Annotated in this window: 22 protein-coding genes; 13 read left to right on the forward strand and 9 right to left on the reverse strand. The window is 65.3% G+C overall.

The annotated features are described in order from the left end of the window. The first annotated feature begins 35 nt into the window (after positions 1–35). The 5 genes from G6N68_RS00545 (at position 36) to G6N68_RS00565 (ending at position 3923) form a co-directional block, all read left to right on the forward strand. The gene (locus G6N68_RS00545) at positions 36–932 is read left to right on the forward strand and encodes a glycoside hydrolase family 16 protein (protein WP_163717961.1); all 897 of its coding nucleotides are present in this window, start codon (positions 36–38) and stop codon (positions 930–932) included. Between the two features lie 11 nt (positions 933–943). Continuing rightward, the gene (locus tag G6N68_RS00550; RefSeq protein WP_163706635.1) at positions 944–1429 is read left to right on the forward strand and encodes a MarR family winged helix-turn-helix transcriptional regulator; all 486 of its coding nucleotides are present in this window, start codon (positions 944–946) and stop codon (positions 1427–1429) included. Positions 1430–1489: 60 nt separating this feature from the next. Next, a complete protein-coding gene (locus G6N68_RS00555; RefSeq protein ID WP_163706637.1) occupies positions 1490–1729 on the forward strand; it encodes a PASTA domain-containing protein in 240 nt (79 codons plus the stop codon). Positions 1730–1794: 65 nt separating this feature from the next. Further along, positions 1795–2409 carry a muconolactone Delta-isomerase family protein gene (locus tag G6N68_RS00560; protein WP_163706639.1) on the forward strand — a complete coding sequence of 205 codons (615 nt, stop codon included), beginning with the start codon at positions 1795–1797 and terminating at the stop codon, positions 2407–2409. 23 nt (positions 2410–2432) lie between these two features. Further along, positions 2433–3923 carry a bifunctional phosphatase PAP2/diacylglycerol kinase family protein gene (locus G6N68_RS00565; protein WP_163706641.1) on the forward strand — a complete coding sequence of 497 codons (1491 nt, stop codon included), beginning with the start codon at positions 2433–2435 and terminating at the stop codon, positions 3921–3923. Between the two features lie 12 nt (positions 3924–3935). Here the strand turns inward: G6N68_RS00565 and G6N68_RS00570 are convergent, their stop codons facing one another. From G6N68_RS00570 to G6N68_RS00580, 3 genes are read right to left on the reverse strand one after another with little or no spacing between them, the layout of a single operon-like run. After that, positions 3936–5336, reverse strand: a complete 1401-nt coding sequence (locus tag G6N68_RS00570; protein WP_163706643.1) for an FGGY-family carbohydrate kinase — start codon at positions 5334–5336, stop codon at positions 3936–3938. Then, complete coding sequence (locus tag G6N68_RS00575; protein WP_163706646.1) at positions 5333–6745, reverse strand: mannitol dehydrogenase family protein; 1413 nt, start codon at positions 6743–6745, stop codon at positions 5333–5335. The genes G6N68_RS00570 and G6N68_RS00575 overlap by 4 nt, the downstream gene beginning before the upstream one ends. Before the next feature lie 17 nt (positions 6746–6762). Further along, positions 6763–10968, reverse strand: coding sequence for a type I polyketide synthase (locus G6N68_RS00580; RefSeq protein WP_163706647.1), 4206 nt, complete (start codon positions 10966–10968; stop codon positions 6763–6765). A 180-nt stretch (positions 10969–11148) separates the two neighbouring features. Between G6N68_RS00580 and G6N68_RS00585 the strand changes: the two genes are divergently transcribed. Continuing rightward, a complete protein-coding gene (locus tag G6N68_RS00585) occupies positions 11149–11415 on the forward strand; it encodes an acyl carrier protein (RefSeq protein WP_163706649.1) in 267 nt (88 codons plus the stop codon). A gap of 9 nt (positions 11416–11424) precedes the next feature. Here the strand turns inward: G6N68_RS00585 and G6N68_RS00590 are convergent, their stop codons facing one another. The 3 genes from G6N68_RS00590 to G6N68_RS00600 are packed head-to-tail and all read right to left on the reverse strand — an operon-like array spanning position 11425 to position 15828. Then, positions 11425–13146: a fatty acyl-AMP ligase gene (locus tag G6N68_RS00590; RefSeq protein ID WP_163706651.1), complete on the reverse strand. Its 1722-nt coding sequence runs from the start codon at positions 13144–13146 to the stop codon at positions 11425–11427. A 10-nt stretch (positions 13147–13156) separates the two neighbouring features. After that, on the reverse strand, positions 13157–14971 hold the full coding sequence (locus tag G6N68_RS00595; protein WP_163706653.1) for a flavin-containing monooxygenase: 1815 nt from the start codon (positions 14969–14971) through the stop codon (positions 13157–13159). A gap of 50 nt (positions 14972–15021) precedes the next feature. After that, positions 15022–15828: an alpha/beta hydrolase gene (locus G6N68_RS00600; RefSeq protein ID WP_163706655.1), complete on the reverse strand. Its 807-nt coding sequence runs from the start codon at positions 15826–15828 to the stop codon at positions 15022–15024. A 180-nt stretch (positions 15829–16008) separates the two neighbouring features. On the opposite strand from G6N68_RS00600, the gene G6N68_RS00605 reads away from it, so the two are divergent. Both G6N68_RS00605 and G6N68_RS00610 read left to right on the forward strand, forming a co-directional pair. Next, positions 16009–16314, forward strand: coding sequence for a GlsB/YeaQ/YmgE family stress response membrane protein (locus tag G6N68_RS00605; RefSeq protein WP_163706657.1), 306 nt, complete (start codon positions 16009–16011; stop codon positions 16312–16314). A gap of 230 nt (positions 16315–16544) precedes the next feature. After that, positions 16545–17591 (forward strand): YihY/virulence factor BrkB family protein, encoded by a 1047-nt coding sequence (locus tag G6N68_RS00610; RefSeq protein ID WP_163706659.1) that lies wholly within the window; start codon positions 16545–16547, stop codon positions 17589–17591. 28 nt (positions 17592–17619) lie between these two features. On the opposite strand, the gene G6N68_RS00615 is transcribed toward G6N68_RS00610, so the two are convergent. Beyond that, entirely contained in the window at positions 17620–18711 is a 1092-nt protein-coding gene (locus G6N68_RS00615) for an NAD(P)-dependent alcohol dehydrogenase (RefSeq protein ID WP_163706661.1), read from the reverse strand. 26 nt (positions 18712–18737) lie between these two features. After that, the gene (locus tag G6N68_RS00620) at positions 18738–19499 is read right to left on the reverse strand and encodes an alpha/beta hydrolase family protein (protein WP_163706664.1); all 762 of its coding nucleotides are present in this window, start codon (positions 19497–19499) and stop codon (positions 18738–18740) included. 231 nt (positions 19500–19730) lie between these two features. Here G6N68_RS00620 and G6N68_RS00625 point away from each other — a divergent pair, with 231 nt between their 5' ends. Beyond that, positions 19731–20558: a glycoside hydrolase family 16 protein gene (locus G6N68_RS00625; RefSeq protein ID WP_163706666.1), complete on the forward strand. Its 828-nt coding sequence runs from the start codon at positions 19731–19733 to the stop codon at positions 20556–20558. A gap of 3 nt (positions 20559–20561) precedes the next feature. Here G6N68_RS00625 and G6N68_RS00630 read toward each other — a convergent pair whose 3' ends face one another. Further along, complete coding sequence (locus G6N68_RS00630) at positions 20562–22082, reverse strand: glycosyltransferase family 39 protein (protein WP_371871667.1); 1521 nt, start codon at positions 22080–22082, stop codon at positions 20562–20564. A 160-nt stretch (positions 22083–22242) separates the two neighbouring features. Between G6N68_RS00630 and G6N68_RS00635 the strand changes: the two genes are divergently transcribed. From G6N68_RS00635 to G6N68_RS00650, 4 genes are all read left to right on the forward strand, one after another. Continuing rightward, positions 22243–22638 carry an EthD domain-containing protein gene (locus tag G6N68_RS00635; RefSeq protein ID WP_163706670.1) on the forward strand — a complete coding sequence of 132 codons (396 nt, stop codon included), beginning with the start codon at positions 22243–22245 and terminating at the stop codon, positions 22636–22638. Positions 22639–22813: 175 nt separating this feature from the next. Continuing rightward, positions 22814–24376, forward strand: a complete 1563-nt coding sequence (locus G6N68_RS00640) for an HNH endonuclease signature motif containing protein (RefSeq protein ID WP_163717963.1) — start codon at positions 22814–22816, stop codon at positions 24374–24376. A 174-nt stretch (positions 24377–24550) separates the two neighbouring features. Next, positions 24551–24859, forward strand: a complete 309-nt coding sequence (locus G6N68_RS00645; protein ID WP_163706672.1) for a DUF732 domain-containing protein — start codon at positions 24551–24553, stop codon at positions 24857–24859. A gap of 131 nt (positions 24860–24990) precedes the next feature. Then, a complete protein-coding gene (locus G6N68_RS00650) occupies positions 24991–25965 on the forward strand; it encodes a hypothetical protein (RefSeq protein WP_163706674.1) in 975 nt (324 codons plus the stop codon). Positions 25966–26140 lie beyond the last annotated feature (175 nt).

A 26140-nucleotide genomic window follows, 5' to 3' on the forward strand; every position in this document is an offset into this window, starting at 1 on the left:
TCTCTCCGCGGCGCGGCGCGGACTGCTATCGTCCCATTCTTATGCCTCAGATGGACCGTCGTCGCATGATCATGATGGCGGGATTCGGTGCCCTTGCGGCCGCGATCCCGGCCCCGAATGCCCTCGCCGACCCGTCTCGCCCGCAAACTCCTGCGGGTCCCCCGAAAGCTCCGCCCGCACCGCTCGCGCCCGCCGCCGGAGCGTCCGGCGGCTGGCTATGGCACGACGAATTCGACGGTCCGGCAGGCTCGGCGCCGGACCCGTCGAAGTGGGGCGTCTCCAACTTCCGGACGCCGATCCGAAACCCCGTCGGCTTCGACCGGCCGCAATTCTGGGGCCAGTACCGCGACAGCCGCGCAAATGTGTTCCTGGACGGCAACTCGAACCTGGTGCTGCGCGCCACCAGGGACGGCAACAGTTATTTCGGCGGGCTGGTTCACGGCCTCTGGCGCGGGGGTGTCGGGACCACCTGGGAAGCTCGGATCAAGTTCAACTGCCTGGGGCCTGGCATGTGGCCGGCCTGGTGGTTGTCCAACGACGACCCCGGCCGCAGCGGGGAAATCGACTTGATCGAGTGGTACGGCAACGGGACGTGGCCGTCCGGGACCACCGTGCACGCCAATCCGGACGGCACCGCGTTTGAGACGCACCCCATCGGTGTGGACGGCGGGTGGCACAACTGGCGGGTGCGCTGGGACGTCACCGGCATGTATTTCTGGCTTGACTATGCCGAAGGCGACCAACCCTACTTCAGCGTTCCTGCGACGGGCATCGAGAACCTGGACGAGCCCTTCCGGGAATGGCCGTTCAACGATCCTGATTACACAGTGTTCCCCGTCCTGAACCTCGCGGTCGGCGGTTCCGGTGGTGGTGATCCCGCAAGTGGGACGTACCCTATGGACATGCTCGTCGACTGGGTGCGCGTCTTCTAGCGCGGTGATTTGTGCCTGGCGAGGGGCCTTCGGCCGACCAGATTGAAGCCGTACTGCGGGCGTCGCGGGCGCTCGTAGGTATCGCCGCGGCGTCCATCGCCGCGGTGGACGACAGCGTGACCGTTCCGCAGTTGCGCGTCCTGGTGATGATCGACACCAGAGGTCCGCTGAACCTCGCGGCGGTGGCAGAAGCTCTGGACGTCAACCCATCCAACGCCAGTCGCATCTGCGACCGACTGATCAAGGCGGGGCTGCTCGACCGCCAAGAAGCGGTCAACGATAGACGCCACATCGTTCTGAGTCTCACCCCCGCCGGGCGGCGCCTGGTCAACAAGGTCATCAAACACCGGCGCGCAGCCATCACCCGGGTGCTGCGCGACATGGCGCCAAAGGACCGCGAGCAGCTCAAGACGGCCCTGGATCGATTCGCCACCGCTGCCGGCGAACCGAATCCCAACCAAACCGCTGCCATCATTTGGCCGGGCAGTAGCTTATAATTGCGTCAACGCAAACATTGTCGCTAGCAACTATTAGCAGAAAGCGCATCGATCGCTACCGTGAGTCCGCAGCGCCCCCCGACTCGGATCACCGTTCCTGATCTGTGTGGCAAAGACGGCGACACGGTGCGAAAGACCCTGCAACGAATGGGTTTCACCGACGTGAGCATGTCTTCGACGAATCCCGCCTACCGAGTGGTCATGCTGGAGTCGTGCTGGACCGCGGTGGGCATCGAGCCGCCGCCCGGATCGGTGGTCAGCTCGGATGACCCCGTCGTCGTGCGGGTTTACAAGGAGTAGCTTTACAGTCTTTTCGTGCCGAATCTCAGCAAACCGTTCACGATCGGTTAGGTCGGCCGGCAGGCATGGAATTTCTCGTCACCATGACGGCCCACCTTGCCCAGGGCACGTCAGAAGGCCAGGCCGCCGACGTTGGCACGCTAGAGGCCGCGCGATCCCGCGAGCTCGCCGTACAGGGGCGACTACTGCGCCTGTGGCGCATGCCCCTGCGTCCGGACGAGGGGTGCACCCTGGCGCTGTTCGACGCTGACGACGAGGCACACCTGCACCGCGCCGTGGCCGCAGCTCCACCGCAGATCTGGCGGTTTGACGAAGTCACGCCGCTCGGTCCGCATCCGAACGACCCGCTGGGTCAGGGGATAACCATCCGGCCAGGCAAGGGGCCCGAGTTCCTGATCACGATGACGATGACGGTGCCGCAAGGCACCCCGGCGTCCACCGTCGACGAGGCCGTGGCGCGGGAGGCCGGCCGCGCTCGCGACCTGGCGGCCGGTGGGCACCTGGTGCGGTTCTGGACGCTGGCCGACGGTCCGGACGGGCCCCGCACCCTGGGACTGTGGCGAGCCCGCGATCCCGGCGAGTTGATGGCGATTTTGGATTCGCTGCCGCTGTCGGGCTGGATGACCATCGAGACAAGCCCGTTACGGCCGCATCCCCACGATCCGGTACGCCTGAGCTGACGCGCCCACATAGTGTGGATGCAATGGACACGCTGCCCTGGCGCCGCGCGCGCGGCATGGAGCGGGTAACTCGGGGCTTGGGTGCCCTTGATCGCGAGCTGTTTGAGGCGATCGCCGAGAGCCCGACACCCCTACTGGATACGGCAATGCCGCCGCTGACCCGCGCGGCCGACCATTCCAAGCTCTGGATCGCCATTGCGGCGGCGCTCTTCGCCTCCGGAAAGTACTCCGCGCAGCGCGGCGCCGTACGTGGGGTGGCGTCGCTGGCGGTGACCAGTTTGGTCACCAATCAGGTCGCCAAGCGCATCCGTCAGCGCCCACGTCCGCTGTATGAATCGGTGCCGCTGGTCCGACGCGTGCGGCGTCGCCCGACGTCCAACTCGCTGCCGTCCGGGCACTCCGCGAGCGCCGCCGCGTTCGCCGTCGGGGTGGGGCTGGAAAACCCGACGCTGGGCTTTCCGCTGGCGATGCTGGCCGGTCTGGTCGGCCTGTCCCGGGTGGCAACCGGCGCGCATTACCCCGGCGACGTGGTCATCGGCTTTGGCATCGGCGCCGGCATCGCCGTCCTGGGCAGCCGGCTCGTCCCGCCGATCGCCGAAACCGCCCTGCCTAGAACGGAACTGCTGCGGGTCGAGGCCCCGGCCCGCCCGGAGGGGGCGGGAGTGGTCCTGGTCGTCAACCCGGCGTCCGGCAGCGGCACCGGGGCACGCGTCATCGACGAGGTCCGAGCCGAGTTGCCGCTGGTGGAAATCGTCGAACTGGGCCCGGACGACGACCCGCGAGAGGTGCTGCGCCGCGCGGCCGAGCGGGCCGAGGTGCTGGCGGTCGGCGGGGGTGACGGCACCGTAGCCACCGCGGCGGAGGTTGCCCTGCAGGCGGGGCTTCCGCTGGCGGTATTCCCTGCCGGGACGTTCAACCATTTCGCCAAGGACATCGGCTGCGACACGGTGGCCAAGACGATCGACGCGATCCGCCGCGGCACGGTGTCCCGTGTTGATCTGGTGTGCCTCAACGAAGATCGCATGGTCGTCAACACCGCCAGCATCGGCGCGTACCCCACCTTCGTCCAGCAGCGCGAGAAGCTCGAACACCGCATCGGCAAGCCGTTGGCGGCGCTCTACGCGACGTGGCACACGCTGCGTAAGGACCAGACCGTCCGGATCAGCTACGACAACAAGACACTGCAGACATCGCTGTTCTTCATCGGGAATTCTCTATACGTGCCGACCGGGTTCGCGCCCGCCCGCCGCACCCGGATGGACGACGGGCTCATCGATGTGCGCATCCTGGAAACCGGCCCCAGGTTTTCGACACTGCGGATCTTGACCGCGATGCTCCTCGGACGTCTGCAGCGCAGCCCGCTCTACCACGAAATGCAGGTTCCCCAATTCACTTTCACCGCCGTCGATGGTCCCACGCTCATCGCCCACGACGGAGAGATCGGTGAGGAGTACGAGGAGGCGACCTTCGCGGCGCAGTACCGGATACTGCCGGTATTCCGTCCACTTGATTAGGGCGAATTTGCGTTAGGGCCCGCCCTCGGTCAAATCACGCAGTTGCGCATAGCGTTCCGGCACGTCCGGGGTCGGGTCGGCGGTGTATTCTTGCGTCGCCGGCGGCTGCCACGCGGGCGGCAGCGGTGAGCCGCTCAACGCCCACGCGGCCTGGCGCGCCGCGCCCAGCGCGACGTACTCCGCAGGACTCGGTACCAGCACGGGGAGCCCGAAAACCATCGGAGCGATCTCGCGCAGTGCTTGCGACTGCGCCGCTCCGCCGATCAGCAGGATCCGCCGCGCGACGACCCCGTGCTTGGTGAGTTGGCCGAGCCCGTCGGCAAGCGCGCACAGCAGTCCCTCCACCGCCGCCCTGGCCACGTTGGCCGGATGAGAGTTCGATACCCGCAGCCCGTGCAACGCGCCGGTTGCGTTGGGGCGGTTCGGAGTTCGCTCGCCCTCGAAGTAGGGGACCAGGACCAGGCCCTTGCTGCCCGGCGGTGCCGAGAGCGCGAGCCGGGAAAGTTCGTCGTGGTCGACCCGCAGCAACGCGGCGGTGGCGTCGAGGATCCGCGCACCGTTGAGCGTGCACACCAGGGGTAGGTAGCGTCCGGTCCCGTCGGCGAATCCCGCGACGAAACCGGCCCCGTCGCGGACCGGGTGGGCGGTGACGGAGCACACGACGCCCGACGTCCCGACCGAGACGACGACATCTCCCTCGTCGGCGCCGAGGCCGAGCCCCGACGCAGCGTTGTCGCCGAGGCCGGCGCCGAAAATCCGTGCACCACTGACTCGTTCCGCCGGCCCTAGGACCTCGGGCAGCTCGGGACGTCGGCCGTGTAGCGCCAATTCGAGGAGGTCGAACCGGTAGTGACCGCTGGCTGCGTCGTAATAGCCGGTACCGCTGGCGTCGCTGCGATCGGTCGTCAGGGTCGCGAGGTCGAGGGCGCCCCCGTCGCCGTTGAGCCGCCAGGTCAGCCAGTCGTGCGGCAGGCAGACGGTCGCCGTGCGATCGGCGTTCGCCGGCTCGTGGTCGGCCAGCCAGCGCAGTTTGGCCACCGTGATGGCGGCGAGCGGAACCAGGCCGACGGCTTGCGCCCATGCGTCGGGGCCGCCGAGTTCGTCCACCAAGGCCCGCGCGGCGCCGGCGGACCGGATGTCGTTCCACAACAACGCCGGCCGCACCACCTGGCCGCTGGCGTCGAGGCACACCATGCCGTGCTGCTGTGCGCCGATGGCGACGGCGTCAACGTCGTCTAGGCCACCCGCGGCCGCGACGGCGTCCCGGGCTGCGGATTCCCAAGCGGCCGGGTCGATCTCGGTGCCGTCGGGGTGACTGGCCCGGCCTTGGCGGACGACATCACCGGTGTCGGCGTCGCACACCAGCACCTTGCACGACTGCGTGGACGAGTCGATGCCCGCTACCAGGGTCATGCGTCGTTGCTCCCTTCCCTCCGTAGCAGCGCATCCAGGGTGGCGCGGGCGCCGCGGTGGTGCAGCGACTCCAACGTCCACAGATACGGTTCCAGGAAGCGTCGATCGTCAACCAGATCGCCGAACAAGGACCGGTTGGTCAGAAAGGCCGCGGGGTTGTCCCGCTGTGAGCGGGCCAGCGGAACGAGCGTGCCGGCCAGCCGGTCCACCACGTCGATCGGTTGTCCGTCTTCGTCGATGCCCTCGGCATAACGGGCCCAACTCGCGACGATGGCCGCCGCGAGTCGTACCGGTCCTTCGGAGCGGAGATTGTCGTGGACGACGGGCAGCAGCCACTTCGGGATTCGGTCGGAGGATTCGGCGCACAACCGGGTCACCGTGTCGCGGACGTACGCGTTGGCGAATCGCGGAATGAGCTGTTCCTTGAACTCGGTGCGGCCGTCGATCTTGGCCAGCGTGGGCAAGGCCTCGGAATCCATGTAACGCGTGAGGAATTCGGCGATCACCGGGTCCTGTGCGGCGTCGTGTACGAGCCGGTACCCCATCAGGTAGGCGAAGTAGCACAGCCCCTGATGGCTGGCGTTGAGCAACCGCAGCTTCATGGCTTCGTACGGGGATACGTTGTCGACGAGCCGCACACCCGCTAGGTCCAGTGGGGGTCGACCGTCGGCGAAATCATCCTCCAGCACCCACATCGCGAACGGCTCCGTGGCCACCGGCCAGGCATCTTCGACTCCGAATTCGGCCTGCAGTCCTTCGATCACGTCGAGCGTGGTGACCGGCGTGATGCGGTCGACCATCGAATTCGGGAACCGGGTGTTCTCTTGCATCCACTGCGCAAGGGCGGGATCCGATGACTGCGCGTAGGACGTGAAGGCCCGCCGCGCCACCTGACCGTTCTCGACGATGTTGTCGCAGGACACGATCGTCGGCGACAGGAGCCGTCGCTCACGTCGGCGTTGCAAGGCCGTGGTCACCAGTTCGAAGACGGCACTCAACGGGGGACTGTAGCCGCCCTCGGTGATGGTCAGCGAGATGATCCGGACGGCCGGGTCCGCGAGCAGTTCCACTACCACTTCGGGGTCGTCTGGGGCATAACGGAAATCGACGATGGAGCCGATGACCCGCGGTTCCCGGATGCCGTCGGGGTGTTCGAGGATCAACGTGTACAGGTGGTCCTGAGCGCGCAGCACGTCGCGCATGCGCCGGTCGGCGGGCAGCACGCCGACGCCGCAGATGCCCCAGTCTTGGGCCAGTCCCTGGTTGAGCAGCCTGTCGATGTACATGGCCTGGTGGGCGCGGTGGAAGCCACCCGCGCCGAAATGCACGATGCCCGTGCGTATTTGACCCCGGTCGTATTGCTGGACCGGGATCTGCAGCGTCCCTGAGTTCTCTGCGTTCAGCTGCATGTCACCATGCGCAGCGGCTAAGCCGCCGCCTTTATCAGCGCAAGCTCTTCGGTGAGAACCTTGATGGTGTAACGGATCTGGTCTTCGGAATGGCAACTCGTTATAAAGAACCGCAGCCGCGCTTTGTCCTCCGGCACGGCCGGGTACAGGATTGGGTTGACATTGACACCGCGCTTCAGCAACGCGTTCGACAGCTTGAGTGCGGTCATCGAGTCGCCGACGATGCACGGCACGATCGGAGTGCCCAAGCTGTCGCCGGTGTCCAGGCCGGCTTCGCGAGCCAGGCGCAGGAACAGCATGGACAATTCGCGCAGCCTAACCAGGTGCTCCGGCTCGCTGTGCATTGTTCGGATCGCCGCCAGCGCGGCCGCCGCGATGCTCGGCGGTATACCGCCACTGAAGATGAAACCCGGCGTCGTGTACTTGAGGTATTGGATGAGTTCGTTGGTCCCGGCGACGTAGCCGCCGCAGGCAGCCAATGCCTTCGACATTGTGCCGGACCACAATTCAACCGCACCGCGGTCGACGTCGAAGTACTCCCCGATGCCGCCGCCGGTCGCGCCGAGCACCCCGATGCTATGTGCCTCGTCGATCATCAGCAGCGCCTGGTGTTTGCGTTTGACGTCGATGAACGCCGGCAGGTCGGCGATGTCACCGTCCTGGCTGTAGACGCCCTCGATGATGATCAGCACCCGGCGGTACTGGTGGCGGATGTTGGTCAGCACTTCGTCCAGGGCGGCGGGGTTGTTGTGCGGGAACGGCCGCCTGGTCGCGCCGGAGAGCTTGCAGCCCTGCACGATGCTGTCGTGCGCCAGGCTGTCATGGATCACCAGGTCGCCTTCACCGAGCAGGTGTCCGATCACCGTGACGTTGGTGGCGTGGCCGTTGACCAGTGCGAGTGCATCCTGGGTGCCGAGGAGTTTGGCCAGCTCGAGCTCCAGGTCGCGGTGAATCGGCTTTTCGCCGGCGAGGAGCCGCGACGCCGAGCAGGAGCTGCCCCAGCGGCGAACCGCGTCGGTCATCGCCTCGGCTACCGCTGGGTGACCGGACATGCCCAAGTAATTGAAGCTGGAAAAGTTGATTACCTCGACGCCGTTGACTATCGAGGTGGCATCGGTGATGCCGTCGTTGACCACGAAGTACGGGTTCTCGATGCCGGCGGCCTCGACGTGCGCGATGCGCTCGGCCAGCGCCTTGACTTCGGCGAACTCGCTGATGTCGTATTCCGGCTGCACGGACCCGTTCGGCGTTGTTCCCGTTGCGGATTCGTGCGCCTGGCCGCCGGCCATGACGATCACGTCGGCGACCGTGGTGGCGGGACCGAACATCGCCAGATTGATGTTGCGGCCCGGCAGCTTGCGATTCAAGCCACCGAACAGGTCCGTCACCATGATCGAGTCGAACCCCAGGTCGCCGATGATGGTCTGGGAGTTGCGCAGTCGCTGCTCCGGAAATCCACTGACCCGGGCGATTTCGGACCGCACGATGCCCGCCGTACTGACGGCCGGTTGCGTCGTCAGTGACTCTGGGAACGGCACAGCCGGCACATTCCCACCGCTGTATGCGGCGAGCACGGCCGCTTGTTCGCGGAACAGCGCGATGAGATTGTCCATCGTTGTGTCCTGGGTGAAAGTGGAGGTGGGGGTGCCTGCCGAGGCAGAGGTTGACATGGTGGCGGATTCGTTGACCCAAAAACGATTGGTGGTGCTGAACTGGTAGCCGCTCAACCGATGCGTCACCTGAGCCTCGGCTGGATACAACAGGCTCCAGTTCGGATTCAGGCCGTGGCGGTACAGTGCGGCAACGGTTTCCGCGACGCCCGACGCAACCGTCACGGACGGCGGGACGACTTCAGCAGTGGCCTCCTGTGCTCGTACGATCATTGGGCCCAGGGTCCGCTTGGGCCCGAATTCGACGAGCAGCGTCGGATCGGCCTCCATCGCCGCGGCGGCCGCGTCGGCGAACCGCACGGTCGCCCCGACATGCGCGGTCCAGTAGGCCGCATCCATTGGTTCGTCGTCACCGAGCATCCGGCCGTGCAAGGTGGAATAGATGGGGTAAGCGGGCAATCCGTAGTCACACTGCGCGGCGACGGCCGCGAACTCGGCGGCGATCGGCTCCATCAGCCGGGAGTGGAAGGCGTGCGACACGTTGAGCCGTCGCACTCGCACGCCGGCCTCGGTGAGGGAGTGCGCCGCCCGCTCGATCTCTTCGAGCGCACCGGAGAGCACGATCTCTTCGGGTCCATTCACGGCAGCGAGATCCAGTGGCAGCCCGTCGATCTCGCTGATCGGACCGAGGACCGCCAGCATGCCACCGCCGTCGGGCAGTTGCTGCATCAAGCGGCCTCGGGCGGCGACCAGGCGGCAGGCATCGTCGAGGCTGAATACCTCGGCGATGACGGCCGCGGCGTACTCGCCGATGCTGTGGCCGAGCAGCCAGGCCGGTTCGGCGCCCATCTCAACCAGCGCCTGTGCCTGCGCATACTGCAGCGCGAAGATACCGGGCTGGGCGAATTCCGTGCGGTTGATGCGGTCGTCATCCATGACATCGCGGATGCGCACCCCCAGGTGCGGCAGCAGCGCCGTCTCGACCCGGTCGAACGCGTCGCGGAATGCCGGGATGTTCTCTTGCAGCGCCGCGGCCATGCCGGGGTACTGCGCGCCCTGACCGCTGAACAACCAGCCGGCCGACATCCCGCCGGACACAACGGTTTCCAAGTCGTCGGCACGCAACGCTGCGACGGCTTCGGAGCGATCGGCGGTGACCACGGCCAGCCGGACCTTGCCCCGGGATTTGATCTGGTTGGTCGACCAGCACAGCTGCGATAGGGGAGCCGCGGTGCTCTCGATGTCCTTGGCAAGCTGTAATGCGTTGCGTCGCAACGCCTCGGTGCAGTCGGCCGAGAGGGAGAGGATGCCCCCGCCGGTGGTTCCCGACTTGGGCTGAGCCACAGGTTCATCGGCGGGCGCGGTGGCCAGCACCACATGGCAATTGGTGCCGCCAATGCCGAAGCTGGATACACCGGCATAGACCGTGTCGGCGGGCAGCTCCATCGGTTCGGACAACAACCGCAGCCCACCGTCGGCCAGTCGTAGCGCCTCGTTCTCGGTGTCGGCGAATCGGGACGGCGGGACCACGCCGTGGTGCAGGCTGAGCACGACCTTGATCAGGCCCGCGATCCCGGCCGCGCCTTCGGTGTGGCCGAGGTTACCCTTGATCGACCCGACCGCGCAGGGCTGGTCACGCCCGGATCGATGGGCATGGGCAAGGGCTTTCGCCTCGATCATGTCGCCCAGCAGGGTGCCGGTGCCGTGCGCCTCGACGAAGCTGATCTGCGCCGGACTGATTCCGGCGGCTTTGTAGGTGGCGTCGACGACCTGCTGCTGGGCCCAGCGGCTGGGTGCGGTGATGCCGTTGCTGCGGCCGTCGCTGTTGACCGCGCTGCCCTTGATAACGGCGTAGATCGGCAACCGCGCGGCGAGGGCGTCGTCCAGTCGGCGCAGGACGACGGCGGCGACGCCCTCGCCGCGACCGATGCCGTCGGCCGAGCCACTGAACGGCTTGCAGCGCCCATCCGGGGCCGCCAAACCGGCCTGGGTGTAGAAGACATTGAGTGCGGGGGTCAGGGCCAGGTTCACGCCGGCGGCGATCGCTTGGTCGCATTCGCCATTGCGCAGCGCCTGGACGGCCAGGTGCACGGCGACCAAGGACGAAGAGCACGCGGTGTCCACGGCGAGGCTGGGGCCCCTGAGGTCCAGTTGGTAGGACAGCCGGTTGGCGGTCATGAAGTAGCCGTTGCCGGTGCCGGACTGCGCAGTGATCCGCCGGTGGTCCGCCATGTGCAGGTGGGCCCATTCGTTGGCCATCACGCCGACGTACACCCCGGTCTTCGAACACGCCTGCGCCCGTGGATCAAGGGTGGCGTTTTCGATTGCCCGCCAGGCCGTTTGGAGCAGCAGGCGCTGCTGTGGGTCCATCGCCTCCGCTTCGCGTGGCGGGATGCCGAAGAACTCGTTGTCGAAAGCGTCCGCGTCGCTGATCGACCCGCCGGTCCGGTGGTTGATCGTCCCGTCGGCAACTAGCTGGGCGGCGTCCCAGCGCTCGGTCGGCGGAATCTCGTCGATTGCGTCCGCGTTGTCCAGCAACAACTTCCACAGCCGGGCCGGGTCGCTTGCTTTGGGAAAGCGGCAGTCAAGCCCGACGACGGCGATGTCGGTCATCAGGTGACCGGTTCAACGCCGGGGTAGGCGGGCGACATCATGCGGTCAAGGGTAGTGGGTGACGAGTCGATTTGTGCCGTTAGCTGGCCCTTTTAGGGCGTTGAGAAAGCTCCAAGAGAACAGCAAGCCCCGCTCCTGAGACTCATTCCCAACAGCAACCGTCACCGCACAGGAGCCCCGATGAACGCCAACCGCCGCCCGATCCTCCGCTGGCTGACCACGACCCTCGCCGCCGCGCTCGAGGTCTCGGTCACCAGCCTGGACCCGATGGTGCCGCTGGCCGAGATGGGTGTGGACTCCGTCCAAGCGGTCAGCCTGGTGGGCCAGATCGAGATGCAGTACGACATCGACGTCGACCCGACCCTGGTCTTCGACTACCCGACCCTTGCGCACATCGCCGAATACATCAGCACATCCCTCGTGGAGCAGACGGCGGCCGTCGCGTAACGGAGCTTGTCACCCGATCACGGGGCTGACGTGGAGAACGTTGGACAGCTCGGAATTCAGGTAGGCGGCGCGCATCGACGCGCGCTGTACCTTTCCGCTGGTCGTGAGATGGATGCCGGCGCGGTCGACCAACACCACACCGGGGGCCGGGACCTCAAAGGCTCGTGCGACGTCGCGCTTGACCGATGCGGCCAGTTCCGCATAGGTCAATCCGTCCAGTACGGCGTCCTTGACCGCCTGGATCAGGACGAGGCGTTCGGCGTCGTTGACGTCGACCGAGATGACAACTCCGCGTGCACCGGCCAACGCTGGGTGCACGGTCTGCACGAACTCTTCGATGTCCTGCGGGTAGAGGTTGCGGCCGTTGATGATCAACAGATCTTTGCGACGGCCGGTGACGTAGAGCTCGCCGTCGTGCAGCAGCCCCAGGTCGCCCGTGCGCAGGAAGGGACCGTCGCCGCCGCTGGTGCGGGCCTCAAAGCGCTGGAGTGTCTCCTCCGGGCGGTTGCGGTAGCCGCTGGCCACGCTCGGGCTGCGCAGCCAGATCTCGCCGACGCGGTCCTCGGGCAACTCCTCGAGGGTGTCCGGGCCGACGATGCGCACGTCGACGCCGGGTGCCGGCGCGCCGGAACTCACCAGGCTGACCGACCGCTGCGTAGCGGGTGAGTAGCGGTTCTGCTCGAGAGCTTCGGCATCGGCGTCGAGGTAGCGCTGCACGCCGCCACAGATGGTGGCCATCAACGTCACCTCGGCCAGACCGTAGGTAGGACGCAAGACCGTAGCCGCAAACCCGGCCGGCGCAAGCAGCTCGGTGATTCGCTCCACGGTGCGGCGGCGAACCGGCTCGGCGCCATTGAGCGCGGCTTTCCAGGAGGACAGGTCGAGCCCGGCGAGGTGCTCAGGGGTCACCCGGCGGGCGATCAAGTCGTAGGCGAAGTTCGGTGCGGCGGCGTGGGTGCCGCGGTAGTCGCTGACCGCCTTGAGCATGCGGATCGGCTGCTTCAGGAATGCCAGCGGAGACATGTTGACGATGTTGGTCCCCACGAAGAACGCCAGCATCCCGCTGATCAGGCCCATGTCGTGGAAGTGCGGAATCCAACCGACGAGGACGGACTCGTCGGTCACACCAACCGCTTCGGCGATCGTCGCCTCGTTGCTCAGCACGTTGCCGTGGGTGACGCCGACGCCCTTCGGGTCACCGGTCGAGCCGGAGGTGTACTGCAGGAAGGCCACGGCGTCGGGCGCGATCTGCGGCATCGTCCAGTCATCCGGGTCGGCGAGCGGCCCGTCGTCGATCGCCACGCAGCGGATCGGGTGCTCAAGGCCGAGGCCATCGATGCCCGCGGCGAGCACGTCGCGGAGCTTGGCGCTGGTGAGTGCCAGACCACTACCGGCGTCGCGAAGAATGCTGGCGACACGGGACAAGCTGCGTTCGTCATGCGGCAGCGGAGCCGGGACCGCGATCACACCGGCGTACACGCAGCCGAGGAACGCCCGCCAAAAGTCGAGACCCGGCTCGAACAACAGCAGCACGGGCCGCGTGGCTTCCGGACGTGAGCCCAGCCACGCCGCCACCTCGCGAGCGCTGCGGTCGAGGGCTGTAAGCGTCGTGACGTCTTCAACCAGATGCCGCCCAGACTCGACCAGGTAAGTGAAATTCCTTGTTTCGCCGTAGGTTTCGAGACGAGACCGAAAGCAGGAAACAAGGTTCGAGTGCCCGGTATGAGCCATTGCCCCTCCTTTAGGTGGGGTGGTGCACCTCTTGCAAGCCGTATACGGGCGTGGGGATCCCCTCATAACGGGCCTTGAGTTGCAGCGCCAAGAAGAGCGAGTAATGCCGTGATTGGTGCAGGTTGCCGCCGTGGAACCACAGGTTCTCCTGTTGGGTCGGCTTCCACATGTTGCGCAGCTCGCCTTCCCACGGTCCGGGGTCTTGGGTGGTGCCCGAACCGTAGCCCCACACCTTGCCGACCCTGTCGGCCACGTCCTGACCGATCAGGTCTGCCACAAAGCTGTTCATCGACCGGAAGCCGGTGGCGTAGACAACCAGATCGGCGGGCAGTTGGGTGCCGTCGGCCAGCATCACCGAGTCCTCGGTCAGCCGGTCCACCGCACCGTGGCGAAGCTTGATGCTGCCGTCGCAGATGAGATCGCAGGCGCCGACATCGATATAGAAGCCGCCGCCGCGCCGCAGGTACTTCATGAACTGGCCGGAGTCGTCGTCGCCGAAATCCAGCCGGAAGCCGGCCTGCGCCAGGCGCTCGTATAAATCACTGTCGCGCAATCGCATCGCGTCCGATATCGGCTTCTGGAAGTCCGCGATGATCCGGTACGGCACCGATGCCCCTGTCAGGTCGGCCTTTTCGGTCGTGATACCCGCAGCCGCCGCCTGCTCGGAGTACAGGCCGCCGAGTGCGATTTCCAGCACCGCCTCGGACGTGACGACGAGGGTCGACGCACGCTGCACCATGGTGACGTCAGCGCCGTTCTCGTAGAGCGCCTTACAGATGTCGTGTGCGGAGGTGCCGGAGCCGATCACGACGGCGCGCTTGCCCGCATAGGCGTCCGGGCCGGGATGCTGGCTGGAGTGATGCTGTTCCCCCCGAAACTCGTTCTGGCCGGGGAGTTCCGGCACATTCGGCTTGCCCGCCATGCCCGTCGCCAGCACCAGGTGGGTGGGCCGTAGTGTGTGCCGTTCACCGTCGCGGTCGACCTCGACCGTCCACCGTTTGGTATCGGCACCAAAAGACGCCGAAAGGCACGTGGTCGATGTCCAGTACGGGATTTCCATTACCCGCGTATAGAACTCGAGCCAGTCCGCGATCTTGTCCTTTGGCGAAAACACCGGCCAGTTCGGCGGGAACGGCAGATACGGCAAGTGGTCGTACCACACCGGATCATGAAGGCAGAGCGTCTTGTACCGAGTACGCCAGTTGTCGCCGGGGCGGGCGTGCTTTTCTAGGACGATGGCCGGGACCCCCACCTGGCTCAGCCGGGCACCCAGCGCGATTCCGCCTTGGCCGCCCCCAACGATCACTACATACGGCTGTTGCGAATAGCCGAGGGAGGCTTCGTGTTCCGCGCGCTTCTCGGCCCATGTCAGGTCCCGGTCGGGACCGTGCACCGCCCCGAGCGGTCGGCGCGAACCGACCGGCTCCTCGTGGCCCTTGAGCTCGTTCAGCGCGGTGAGCAGTGTCCAACCCTGATCACCCTTGAGCCGCAGGTGACCGACGGCCCGGCCGACGGTGGTCTCGAACTCGATGAACGCCGACGTCACGCCGTCGCCCTCGTCGACCGGAGGTTCCTGGGTGCGAAAACCCGCCGGGTTAGTGTCGTCGAGCCGCGCACGCAACATGTTGACGATGCCTTCGCGGCCCTCGACTGTCTTGATATTCCAGGTGAACGCCACCAGATCCCGCCAGAGGCTGTCTTGGTTGAACTTCGCAGCTACGCGGTCGACGTCGCGTGCCGCCAAGGCGGACTCGAAGTCGGCCAGCCACGTGTGAACGCGGGCCTCTGGCGATTGCTGGATGGCCGCATCCAACTGTTGAACCATGCGAGCACGCTACACGCAGGGACCGCCCCTGGTGTATCCGTTGGACCGCTTTACAGCACCGAGTGTTCGCGCAGGAATTTCAGCGTCTCGCCGATCAATTCAGTGCCGTCGAGCAGTTCCCGATCATTGTGGTCTGCGTCGGCTATCAACACGAACTTCTTGGGTTCGGGGGCTGCGTCAAACAGCCGCCGGCTCAACGTATCTGGCACCACACTGTCCCGGTCGCCGGCGATGACCAGCAAGGGCGCCCTCAGAGCGGCGATCCGGTCGATGGACGGGTAGCGGTCCAACAGCAGGAGATGCAACGGCAGATACGGATAGTGGACCCGGCCGGCGTCGGCCAGTGAGGTGAACGGCGAACGCAAGACCAAGGCCGCAGGCGGATGTTCAAGGGCAAGCCGCAGCGAGACGGCGCCACCTAGCGATTCGCCGAAATACACCAGACGCTTAGGGTCAACCTCGGGCCGTGCGACAAGCCAGGCCCGAGCGGCGGCCGCGTCGAGGGCCAGGCCCTCCTCGGTGGGCTTCCCGGGGTTTTCTCCGTAGCCGCGGTAGTCGAACAGCAGTACCGAGAAGCCCGCGCGTTGCAGGGCGAGGGCCAGTGGCGCCCGTCCGGAACGGTCGCCGCCGTTGCCGTTGCAGACCAGAATTGCCGGGCCCGGGCTTGCTCTAGTGCCCGGTCTGGGGCCTCGGCTTGGTAGGTACCACGCTCCGAGTCGGAGTCCGTCGGCGGTCTCCAGGACGACGTCTTGTGCGTCGCGCGCGATGGTGGTCACCGACGGCACCGGACCGCGCGTCGGAAAGTAGATGAGCCGACGCTGCTGGCCCCACAGGGTCGCGGCAAGTCCACCGAGCATGAGCGCGACGATAACGAACGCCAGCCCCCGCTTTCCAGGGCCCCTCCGGGTCATAGACAAGTCATACTCAAGGGGCCTCGCATGCAACGGATTCGATGCGAAGACGGAATTATGCATGCGTTTGATGGCGAGATCCGCCGGGTATGTGATCTGCATCATGCACTCGACGGGAGAAACGACATGACAATTCACGGTGTATTAAGCGCCATACTCATCGGCCTGGTGGTTGGTGCGCTGGGACGACTCGTTGTTCCGGGAAAGCAGCGCATCCCCATTTGGTTGACGATTGTGGTCGGTATTGGTGCCGCCCTGCTCGGCACGCTGCTGGCTGACAAGTTGGGCATCCCAACCGCGACGCCAGGTGTCGACTGGATGGAGCTACTGGTCCAGGTGGTACTGGCCGCGATCGGTGTTGCCATCGTCGCGGGCGTCTACGGACCAAGGTCCCGATTGGGCGGTGGGCGGACCGGGGTGATGAGACGCTGACGTCTCCTCCACCCATGAGCCCGGCTGACTCTTCGTCAGCCGGGCTCACCCTTTTATGAGCCGCGTTATGAACCGCAGGGCTTGTTCACCTTCTCTTCCAACAACATCGGTGCTCTTCAGTCAGATCGCGTTGACGCAGTAGCTCGACCGTTGCTCAAATGTGGCCGCGATTGCCGTTGCAAGGGTTGGGTTTCCGGGTATCCCCCGACGGGTGCGTGGGAGGTTGACCGATGGATGACTGCGAGAACGGGGACGCCGGTGATGAAGACGAGGCGAATGAGTCGCAGCCGAACGCGATCGAACGGGTATTTCGCAGATTCGACCGTTGGCAGCAGCGCCACTCGGTCATGGGCTTCCCGATCGCCGTGGTCAAGAAATTCGGCGATGACGAGGCGGGCAACCTGGTGGCGCTGCTGACGTATCACGCGTTCTTGGCGACGTTTCCTCTGCTGCTGGCATTCACCGCCGTGCTGGGCGTGGTGTTACGCAGCCATCCCGACCTGCACGCAAAAGTCGTGAGCTCAGCTTTTGCCGAGTTCCCTATCGTCGGCGGCCAGATTCACGACCAACTTGGTGTCGAAGCGTTCAGCGGCACGGCGCCCTCGCTACTTATCGGAATCGGTGGGGCACTGATTGGCGGCCGAGGGTTCGCCCATGCGTTGCAGAAGACGCTGAACACCGTGTGGGCCGTACCCAAAGTCGACTGGCCGGGATTCTTCCCCCGGTACTTGCGGACCTTCACCCTGCTCTCACTGTTGGGCCTCATTGTCGTGGTCACCGGTGCTGCGAGTACCGCCGCGGGCGCTGCGGCATCGATGGGCTTCGGCGGCCTACCTGCGCGCTTCGTCAGCCTTGCCGTCGGAACGGTATTAGGTTTCGGCTTCTTCTTGGTCCTGTTCCGGGTTGCGGCTTCAGGTGTGCCGGTCCGGTCGATGATGTTGGGCGCCGCGATCAGCGCCTTGGGGTGGCAAGTCTTGCTCACCGCGGCGGGCATCATTGTGGACCGCCAACTGCGCCACGCTCAGGCCGTCGCCGGGATGTTCGGTGCCGTCCTTGGACTTCTCGCGTGGTTGGCCCTTCAGGCGACCGTGATCGTCTATGCCATGCAGATCGACGTTGTCCGTGCCCGACGCTTGTGGCCCAGAAGCATTGTCCAACCTCCCCTCACGGATGCGGACAAGGCTTACTACACCCACTCCCTCCGTGCCGAGGCGCAGCGTCCCGAGCAAGAGCTCGAAATCGATTACACGACAAAGGAAGATGCTGGCAAGGGCTAGCAGTGGAGGGTCTCGACGGCGTCGATCCTCACCAGACGAACACCGGTTTGACGACCCTTCCCGCTAGCACATCGGAGACGGCCGTGTTGATCTCGCTGAACGGGTAAGTCGCGATCAGCCCGTCGACATCGAACTCACCCGCGGCGTTCAACTCGATCAACTGCGGCACCATCTCCTGTGGGTCCGCGTCGCCCTCGATCGAAGACCTGATCACCTTGCCTGTTTGCAGCAGGTCGAGCGCGTCTATCGTGTACTCCTCGGCCCCGAGGCCGAGCGCGACCAGCGTGCCGCGGTTGCGCAACGACAGTTGAGCCTGCTTCACCACCGGCGAAATCGCTGTCGTGTCAATCGCATACGATGCGCCGCCGCCGGTCAGTTCCTTCACCCGTGCGATGACGTCCCCTTCCGCGGTTGGGTCAACGCCGACCGCGCCGTAGGCGGCCGCGGCATCGCGGCGGCTCTCGAGGGGGTCGACCGCCACCAGCGTCCCGACCTGCAGATGCTTGGCAGCGGCGAACGCGGCCAAACCGACCGCGCCGACGCCGAAGACGACCAGGCTGTCAGCCGGGTCCGGCTTGAGCACGTTGAGCACGGTGCCGGCCCCGGTCTGGAAGCCGCATCCGTACGGGGCCACCTTCGTCAGGTCGATGGACTTGTCGACGACGACGCAGTTGTCCGCGTAGGCGATCGCGTGCCTCGAAAGGCTCGATTGCCCAAAGAAGTTGCCGAATACAGGGGAGCCGCTGCGTGTGTAAGTCGTCGACCCGTCCAAGCGCATACCCAGGTAGTTGAGCAGCATTGCCGAGGGGCAGTAGCCGACCGGTCCGGTGGTGCAGCTTTCGCAATTCCGGCACGAGCGGAAGCTGAGCACCACGTGGTCGTCCACCTCGATGCCGCTGACTCCCGAGCCCACCGCCTCGACCACTCCGGCGCCTTCGTGGCCGAGGACTCGGGGAAAGGTTTCGGCCGGAAGGGCGGCCTTCAGGTGAATATCGGTGTGGCACAGCCCCGTTGCGACAATCCGGACGAGGATCTCGTCGTCGCGCGGGCCGTCGAGCTCAACCTCTTCGAGGGAGAACTCGCCGCCCGGTTGATCGACGAGGGCCACCGTGGTTTTCATCGACTCCCCTTAGTGCTCGCCTACTACTACTCGTCGTCGAGGTATGCGTCCGCCCACGCGCCAATGATTCGTCCCGCGCGCCGAGCCTGACCACGGGCGGTGAGTAGGTGGTCGGAACCCTCAAGAGACACGAAACTACGCGGGTGCCGGGCCAACCGGAAGATCTCGGTCGCGTTGCGGATGCCGACGGTGTTGTCGGTGGGGGAGTGCAGGATCAGCAGCGGCAGTCGCAAGGTCTTGATCTTGTCGTGCAGGTGGGCCTCGCGGACATCCTCGACGAATGCCCGCTTGAGGGTCAGCGTGCGCCCCCCGACCATCCACTCGGCACTGCCTTCGGACAGGCAGCGGTCGACGACGGCGTCGTAATGTTTTTCGACGTGGCTGGGGTCCACGGGTGCGGCCACGGTGACAACCGCGCGCACCCCCGGAGCCTGTCGGGCAGCGGCCAGTACCGCCGCGCCGCCCCACGAATGCCCGATCAGGATGTCGGGTGCGGTGTTTCGCTCGGCCATGAATTCGCAAGCCTTGACGATGTCGTCGACCTTCCCGGTGAACGACCCGTCACCCCAATCTCCTTCGGATCCACCGAGGCCCAGTGCATCGAAGCGCAGCATGCCGATGCCGTCCGAGGCGAGTTGCTTACAGATCCGGGATGCGGCCGGAGATTCCTTGTTCAGCGTGAAGCCGTGGGCAAACACGCCCCAGCCGCGCACGGCCCCTTCCGGCTTGTCGATGATGCCGGCCAGCATCGGACCCGTGGAGCTTGGGAACGTGACGCGCTCGCCCATGGGTGAGGTCTACCACCTCAGGGGCCGGGCGGTACAGTCTTGGACCAATGGCGTTACCGGAGACCATGTCACACCAGGTGAGGCAACGTTAAGTAGTCCCGAAGTGGCGACGACCCTGTGTGGCGAGATGCGCGAGTCCCCCGGCGCGTGGTTGTATAACACCGTTTATGAAATTGGCTAGGGGGAAGGCGCGAGACTGAGATCCCTGCTCTAAAGAACGGTGGTACCTCAATGGATCGTCGCAGCATGTTGTTGACGACCGGATTAGGCATGCTGGCAGCCGCGGCCGCGATTCGCGTGCCCGAAGCCCAGGCTCACCCCTCGCCGCCTCAAGCGCCATCCGCGGGTCCTTCCGGGCCCTACCTCTTCCATGACGAATTCGACGGTCCGGCCGGCTCGGGTCCCGATCCCAGCAAGTGGACTGTGCAAACCTGGCAGGACGACGTGTTCCCCCCGGTAGATGGGATTTACCGGGACGATCGCCGCAACGTTTTCCAAGACGGCAATTCCAACCTCGTGCTGCGGGCAACCAGAGAGCTAGACGGTTATTACAGCGGCAAGCTGCGTGGTAACTGGCGAGGCATGATCAACACCACCTGGGAAGCGCGGATCAAACTGGATTGCCTCAGCCCGGGTCTGTGGCCCGCATTCTGGACCGTAAACGAAGATCCGCTGCCCGATGGCGAAGTCGACATTTTCGAGTGGTACGGCAACGGCGAGTGGGCCCCAGGCTCCACGGTCCATGCGGCATCGAACGGGAAGACCTGGGAAGGAAAGTCCATTCCCGGTTTGGTGGACGAGAACTGGCACACCTGGCAAATGCGCTGGGATGAGGGTGGCTTCAAGTTCTTCCGTGATGGCGCCCAGTACTTCAGCGTTCCGCCGAAGCCCATCCACGTCTACGGCGGCGCTCCCGACGACTTCCGCTGGCCGTTCAACAATCCGGGTTACTGGATGACCCCCATGTTCACACTTGCCGTCGGTGGAGTCGGGGCTGGTGATCCCGCGGGCGGTTCGTTCCCGGCGTCCATGCTCATCGATTACATCCGCGTCTGGTAGCGGCTACCGCACCGCTTGGATGACCTGAACCAGGTTGAACTGCCACCGCTCAACTAGCCGGAACCCCAAGTCGCGCGGAACCGCAAAGGCGGGGGTCGCTCCATAGCGCGGACCCGGTGGCAGCGCGATGCCCTGTTCGTGGGCCGGCATTGACTTATCCGCCTCGGTGACGATCCACACGACCTTGCACTGACGCAGCGGGCCGGCGACGACCTCAGGTATGAGGTTGGTGTCGAAGACGTCATTGCGGTCGGTTGCTCGCTGCCAGAGGGTGAGATCGTCCAGTTTTCGATAGGTATCCGGGCGTGCCGCCAGCAACGGTCGCATTGGGGCAGGCATGAACGACACCGTGTCGTTCACCAGCAAGCAGTCTCCGGGTGCCGCCTTCGCATCGATCAGGTCGGCTACCTGGCTGTAATCCATGCCGTATTTTGCATACGGATTACGTTGTATACGAACATAATTCGGGGCAGCGGAAAGCGTGAACACGATGACTAGCACTACCGCGATCCATGGCTTGACCGCTACCGCGGCTATGCACACCCCGAGGATCAGTGCCACGGCCGGCGCGGTGAAGGTCAAGTAGCGGGGCGTATAGATCGGGTGGGCCACCACCGACCACATGACAATCAGAGCGGTCGGGATTACCAGCCACGCGAGCGCCATGATCAGCAGCTGGCGATCACCCTCCGTCGGTTGCCGGGACGAGCGCAGCCAGACGGCAACAGCGGCCACCGCGACCAAGGCCGACAGAATCGCGAACGGTGGGTTCCTCTCGAAATATTGCTGGACCGCGACGTCTTCGATCGTTCGGTGCCCGATAGGTGCGACCCAGCTGATCTGGTGCACTTGCCCGGCCACGACCGCCACGAACGGTGCGACGGCAGTGACTGCGGCGGCCGATGTAAGGGTGAACGGCAGCAAGACCATTCGTCGACGCTGATCGATGCAAACGAAAATGGCATACGCCACGAGCAGCAGCGCTAAATACACGTCGAGCACGATCGCCGCAGCCAGGGCGATGCCGTAAGTCAGCCATATCCATACGGTGTTACGCCGCACGGCACAGATGAGCAGGACCGTGAGCCAGGCAGCGGCCATCATCGACAGTGCGTATGGACGGGCTTCGATGCCCGCCCACGTGGCGCGGGGCAAAATCGCGCACAGAAATCCGGCGGTAACCGCGGCAGTGCGAGACGACAGTTGGTTGCCCAACACCACTACCCCCGCTGCAGTGCCTCCAACGGCCAGAGCGCTCGGTGCGCGGGACCAGAACTCGGTGGGCGGGAAAATCTGGAACCAGCAGTGCATGAGCAGGTAGTAGAGACCGTGGACGGCATCGACATTGCCCAACATGTGCCATAACTGGCCAAGGGACCGACTGTATGAGGCCGAGATCGTTGCGGCTTCGTCATACCAGTACGACGGCCGGCCGGCCCAGCCCATGCTGACTGCGGCGGCGAGCATTCCAACTAGAAGGGGCTCTAGGGGCCGCAGTGCGCCGCGGCGGCGTGGTGACGGAATCTGCTTCGCCGACTTACTCGTCATCGATGTAGGCGTCGGCAGCGGTCTCGCGTTCGGTCATGAGATCAGCTGCTTCGACGAGTCGTTGAGGTTGACGTGACACGCTCTCCCATGGGTCGAGGTCTACCACGCGCGCCGCTGAACCGACAGGGGAGTCCAAGTGATCAAGATCGTTTTCTGTCTCAGGCGTCTGCCGACGTTGTCGCCAGAGGAGTTTCACCGCTACTGGTTGGAAAGCCATGGGCCGTTGGTGCGTAGCTATGCGGCCGCGCTGGGGATCCGCCGGTACACCCAGGGGCATGCCATCGCCGATCCACGCCTCGGCGCCGCGGCCGCCGTGCGCGGCTGCGAGGTGCCGCCCTATGACGGCGTCGCCGAACTCTCTTGGGACAGTGTGGAAGACATGGTCGCGGCAAGTACGTCGGAGATAGGACGCGAGGCGGGCAGGGCGTTGCTGGAAGACGAACGGAAATTCATCGACTTGCCGAACTCGTCACTCTTTTTCGTCCGCGACCACGAAATCGTGGCGGAGCGGGCGGACCTGCCAGGCTCCTGATTGTCATCGCGCCTCGGCGCTGCTGTTGATCAGCGCCCGATTACCAGTGGGACAGCTCAACTGGGAGACGACCCGGCCCGCGCTTGATCAGCGTCATCATCGACCAGCCCGCTTTGTCAGCATCAAGTCAGTGGCGCTGGCTATAATCGAAAGTATGTTCGATTCCCAGTTGTCGATGTTCGACGACCCGCGGCCGGCGACGTCGCGGGGGCGGTTATCCGAGCGGGTGGTGCCCGAAGAGGCGTTGGCGTGGCTGGATGAGAGCCTGGTGCGGCGGGAGGCGTTGCTGTCCACGACCGCGGAGACCACGAAGTGGCTGGATCGGGTGCGGGCGGCGGCGCGGGTGGAGAATCAGGCCGCGGCCGCGCAGTTGGTGGCGATCGGGGAGTTGTTCGCCCAACGGTTCGCCGACTGTGGGTGTGATGAGGACTGGGCCATTGATGCGATGGCCGCGGTCGCTGCGGAGGTGGGGGCGGGGCTGCGGATCAGTCGGGGGCTGGCTTTGAGCCGGCTGCATTATGCGCGGGTGATGCGTGAGCGCCTGCCCAAGACCGGGGAGGTGTTTGGTGCCGGGGACATCGACTTCCGTGCTTTTATCACGATTGCCTATCACACTGATGCGATCGAGGACCCGGAGATCCTGGCCCGCGTCGATGAGCTGATCGCCACCAATATCAGCCGCTGGCCCTCGCTGACCAGGGGCCGGTTGGCCGCGCAGGTGGACAAGATCGTGGCCGGCCAGGACCGCGATGCGCTGCGCCGGCGCGACCAGCAGCACACGGATCGGCAGGTGTGGATCGGCGGGGACCAGGACGGCATCTCGCGCATCGAGGGATTCTTCCTGACCCCCGACGCCCACGCCCTGGACAAACGCCTGTCCGCGCTGGCGGGCACGGTATGTGCCCACGATCCGCGCAGCCGGGAGCAGCGCCGCGCCGATGCGCTGGGGGCACTGGCCGCGGGGGCGGACCGGCTGGCGTGTCACTGCCAACGCAAAGACTGCACCGCTGGTGGGAAGAAGCCGGCCTCGCCGGTGGTCATCCACGTCATCGCCGAACAGGCCACCCTGCAGGGCGCCGGCACCACCCCGGCCTGCGAGGTCCGCGCCGACGGGCTGATCACCCCTGAGCTGGTGGCTGAGTTGGCTCACACGGCGACCGTGGTGCCGTTGGCTCATCCCGGCGACACCGCGCCGGAACCGCATTATCGGCCGTCGGCGGGGTTGGCGGATTTCCTCAAGTGCCGGGATCTGACGTGTCGGTGGCCGGGGTGTGAGGTGTCGGCCTGGGACTGCCAGCTCGATCACACCATCCCGTATGCCCAGGGTGGTCCTACGCATGCGGGGAACATGAAGTGTTACTGCACTTTTCATCATTTGGTGAAGACGTTTGTCGGGTGGACCGAACAACAGCTGGCTGATGGCACCCTGATCCTGACGTCCCCGAGCGGGGACACCCACGTCACCACCCCGGGCAGCGCGTTGCTGTTCCCCAGCCTGTGCCGCGCGGTGGGGGGTATGCCTCGTCTCAAGGTCGAGGGCACCGAGGACTATTGCGGGCAGCGCGCCGCGATGATGCCCCGCCGGCGCCGCACCCGCGCCCAAGAGCGCGCCACACGGGTCAAGGCCGAACGTAAACGCAACCGCGAAGCCCGCGCCAAGATCCGCATCTTCAGCATGACCGGCGAACTCGTACAAGGCCCACCGCTGGACCCCGACGACGAACCACCACCGTTCTAGCGGCGGGGCGTCGTAAACACTTCATCTGCAGTCGCATCTGCAGCCGCAGCCGCATGGCCATCACCCGTACCAAAGGCACGGAGAGTCGTCGACGGTCCAATCCGTCGCTTTTATCGTTTCGAAAAATGGACAAACGGGAATGCGCGGGAAACCTTCCGGCGAAAGGAACCCGTCATGAGTTCGATCTTGCGATTCGTCGCTCCTTCCCTGGTAGCCCTGGCCACCGGCGCTGTCTTGTGTTCCCCGACGGCGTCGGCCGACGCGAACAGCTTCCTCAGCGAACTGCGAACCAATAACGTCATGCTTCCCGGCAAGACGCCGGATCAGGTGGTCGCGGCGGGTTACCAGACGTGCAGTGACCTACGCGGCGGGGCCTCCGTCCTCGACGAGATGAGCAAGGTCGAAAAGCAATACGGGATCAGCAACGGAACGCTGTTCGTCAGCGCCGCGACGACCAATCTCTGCCCAGACTTCGCCGGCTGAGCCACGGGGGGACCGACCCGATGTCCCGCTCTGTCCTCACGAAAGTTCTTGTTGCGTGCTGCGCAGTCGGGTTGGTGAGCACCGGCTGTAACAGCGGCAGCAGTACGAGCAAGCCGCCATCGGGTTCGAGCGTGCCAACCAGCACCAACATCGGCCAGCCCGCCGCTAGTGGAGCGTTGTTCGAAGTCGCCGAACCGTTCGGCAAGAACGTCAGCGGATCGGCCGTCGCGCAGCGCAGCGCCGCCATCATCGAGGCACTGAGTGCCGCCGGTGGCTGGGGGAACGGCAATGCTTTTCAGATCGACTTTTCGATTCCGATCTTCTACGCCGATCGCAACACGCCCCGTATGCAAGTGGTTGGCGCCGAGGAGTATTGCTTTGGCGGCCCCGACTGCGATCAAGTTCCGGCGCGAATGCCCGTGCCTCCCAACGCTTACATCGAGGGGTCGTCGGACCTTACCTGTGACCCGTCGGGCAATACCGAGGGCCAGGGCGACTGCCATCTGCTCGTGGTGGAACGCGACGAGCACAAGCTCTACGAGATCTACCAAGGCTCGAAACGGGACGATGCAATTGCGGCCGTGGGCTTTTTCGTCTGGGACCTGAACAAGTCCTATCCGGAGACTCTTCGTGGTGATCAGTGCACCAGCGCCGACGCCGCGGGATTCCCGATCGCAGCGCTGCTTCCGACCGCTGACGAAGTTGCCTCCGGCGCAGTGAATCACCCGCTTCGGTTCATCCTTCCAAACAGCCACATGCGCGAGGGGGTCTACGTGCGTCCGGCGACACACGCTGGCGGACCGCAGAATTCCGACCCGAATGCTCCGCCCTACGGTGTGTGGTTTCGGCTGAGGGCCGACTTCGATGAGTCGAAGTACTCGAAGTCCGAGAAGGTAATCCTCAAGGCGCTCAAGACCTACGGCATGCTGCTGTCAGATGGGGGTGAGATTCCGTTGACGTTCGCTGACGACCGTACGAACACCGCCAAGTGGTCGAGCCTCGGAATCAAGGCTGACTCCTTCAACCACATCGGAGTCGACCAGTTCGACGTCGTCGAACTCGGTCCCGACATCCCTCTCACGTACGAGTGCGTCCGCAACCCCTGAATCCTCGCGCCGGCGAAGTCACAGCTAGCACCTAACTCTGACTAACGAAGTACATGCATTGCGGCGTTAGGTTGTCTTTCGCGAGCCTAACGAAGCGTGGAAACGTAGCTCGCTAGCAAAGACAATTGGAGTAGCGTGGACATCGTAATCGGGCTATCGATGACACCTGCGGCAA

It is taken from the genome of Mycobacterium bourgelatii (assembly GCF_010723575.1).
Taxonomy (GTDB): domain Bacteria; phylum Actinomycetota; class Actinomycetes; order Mycobacteriales; family Mycobacteriaceae; genus Mycobacterium; species Mycobacterium bourgelatii.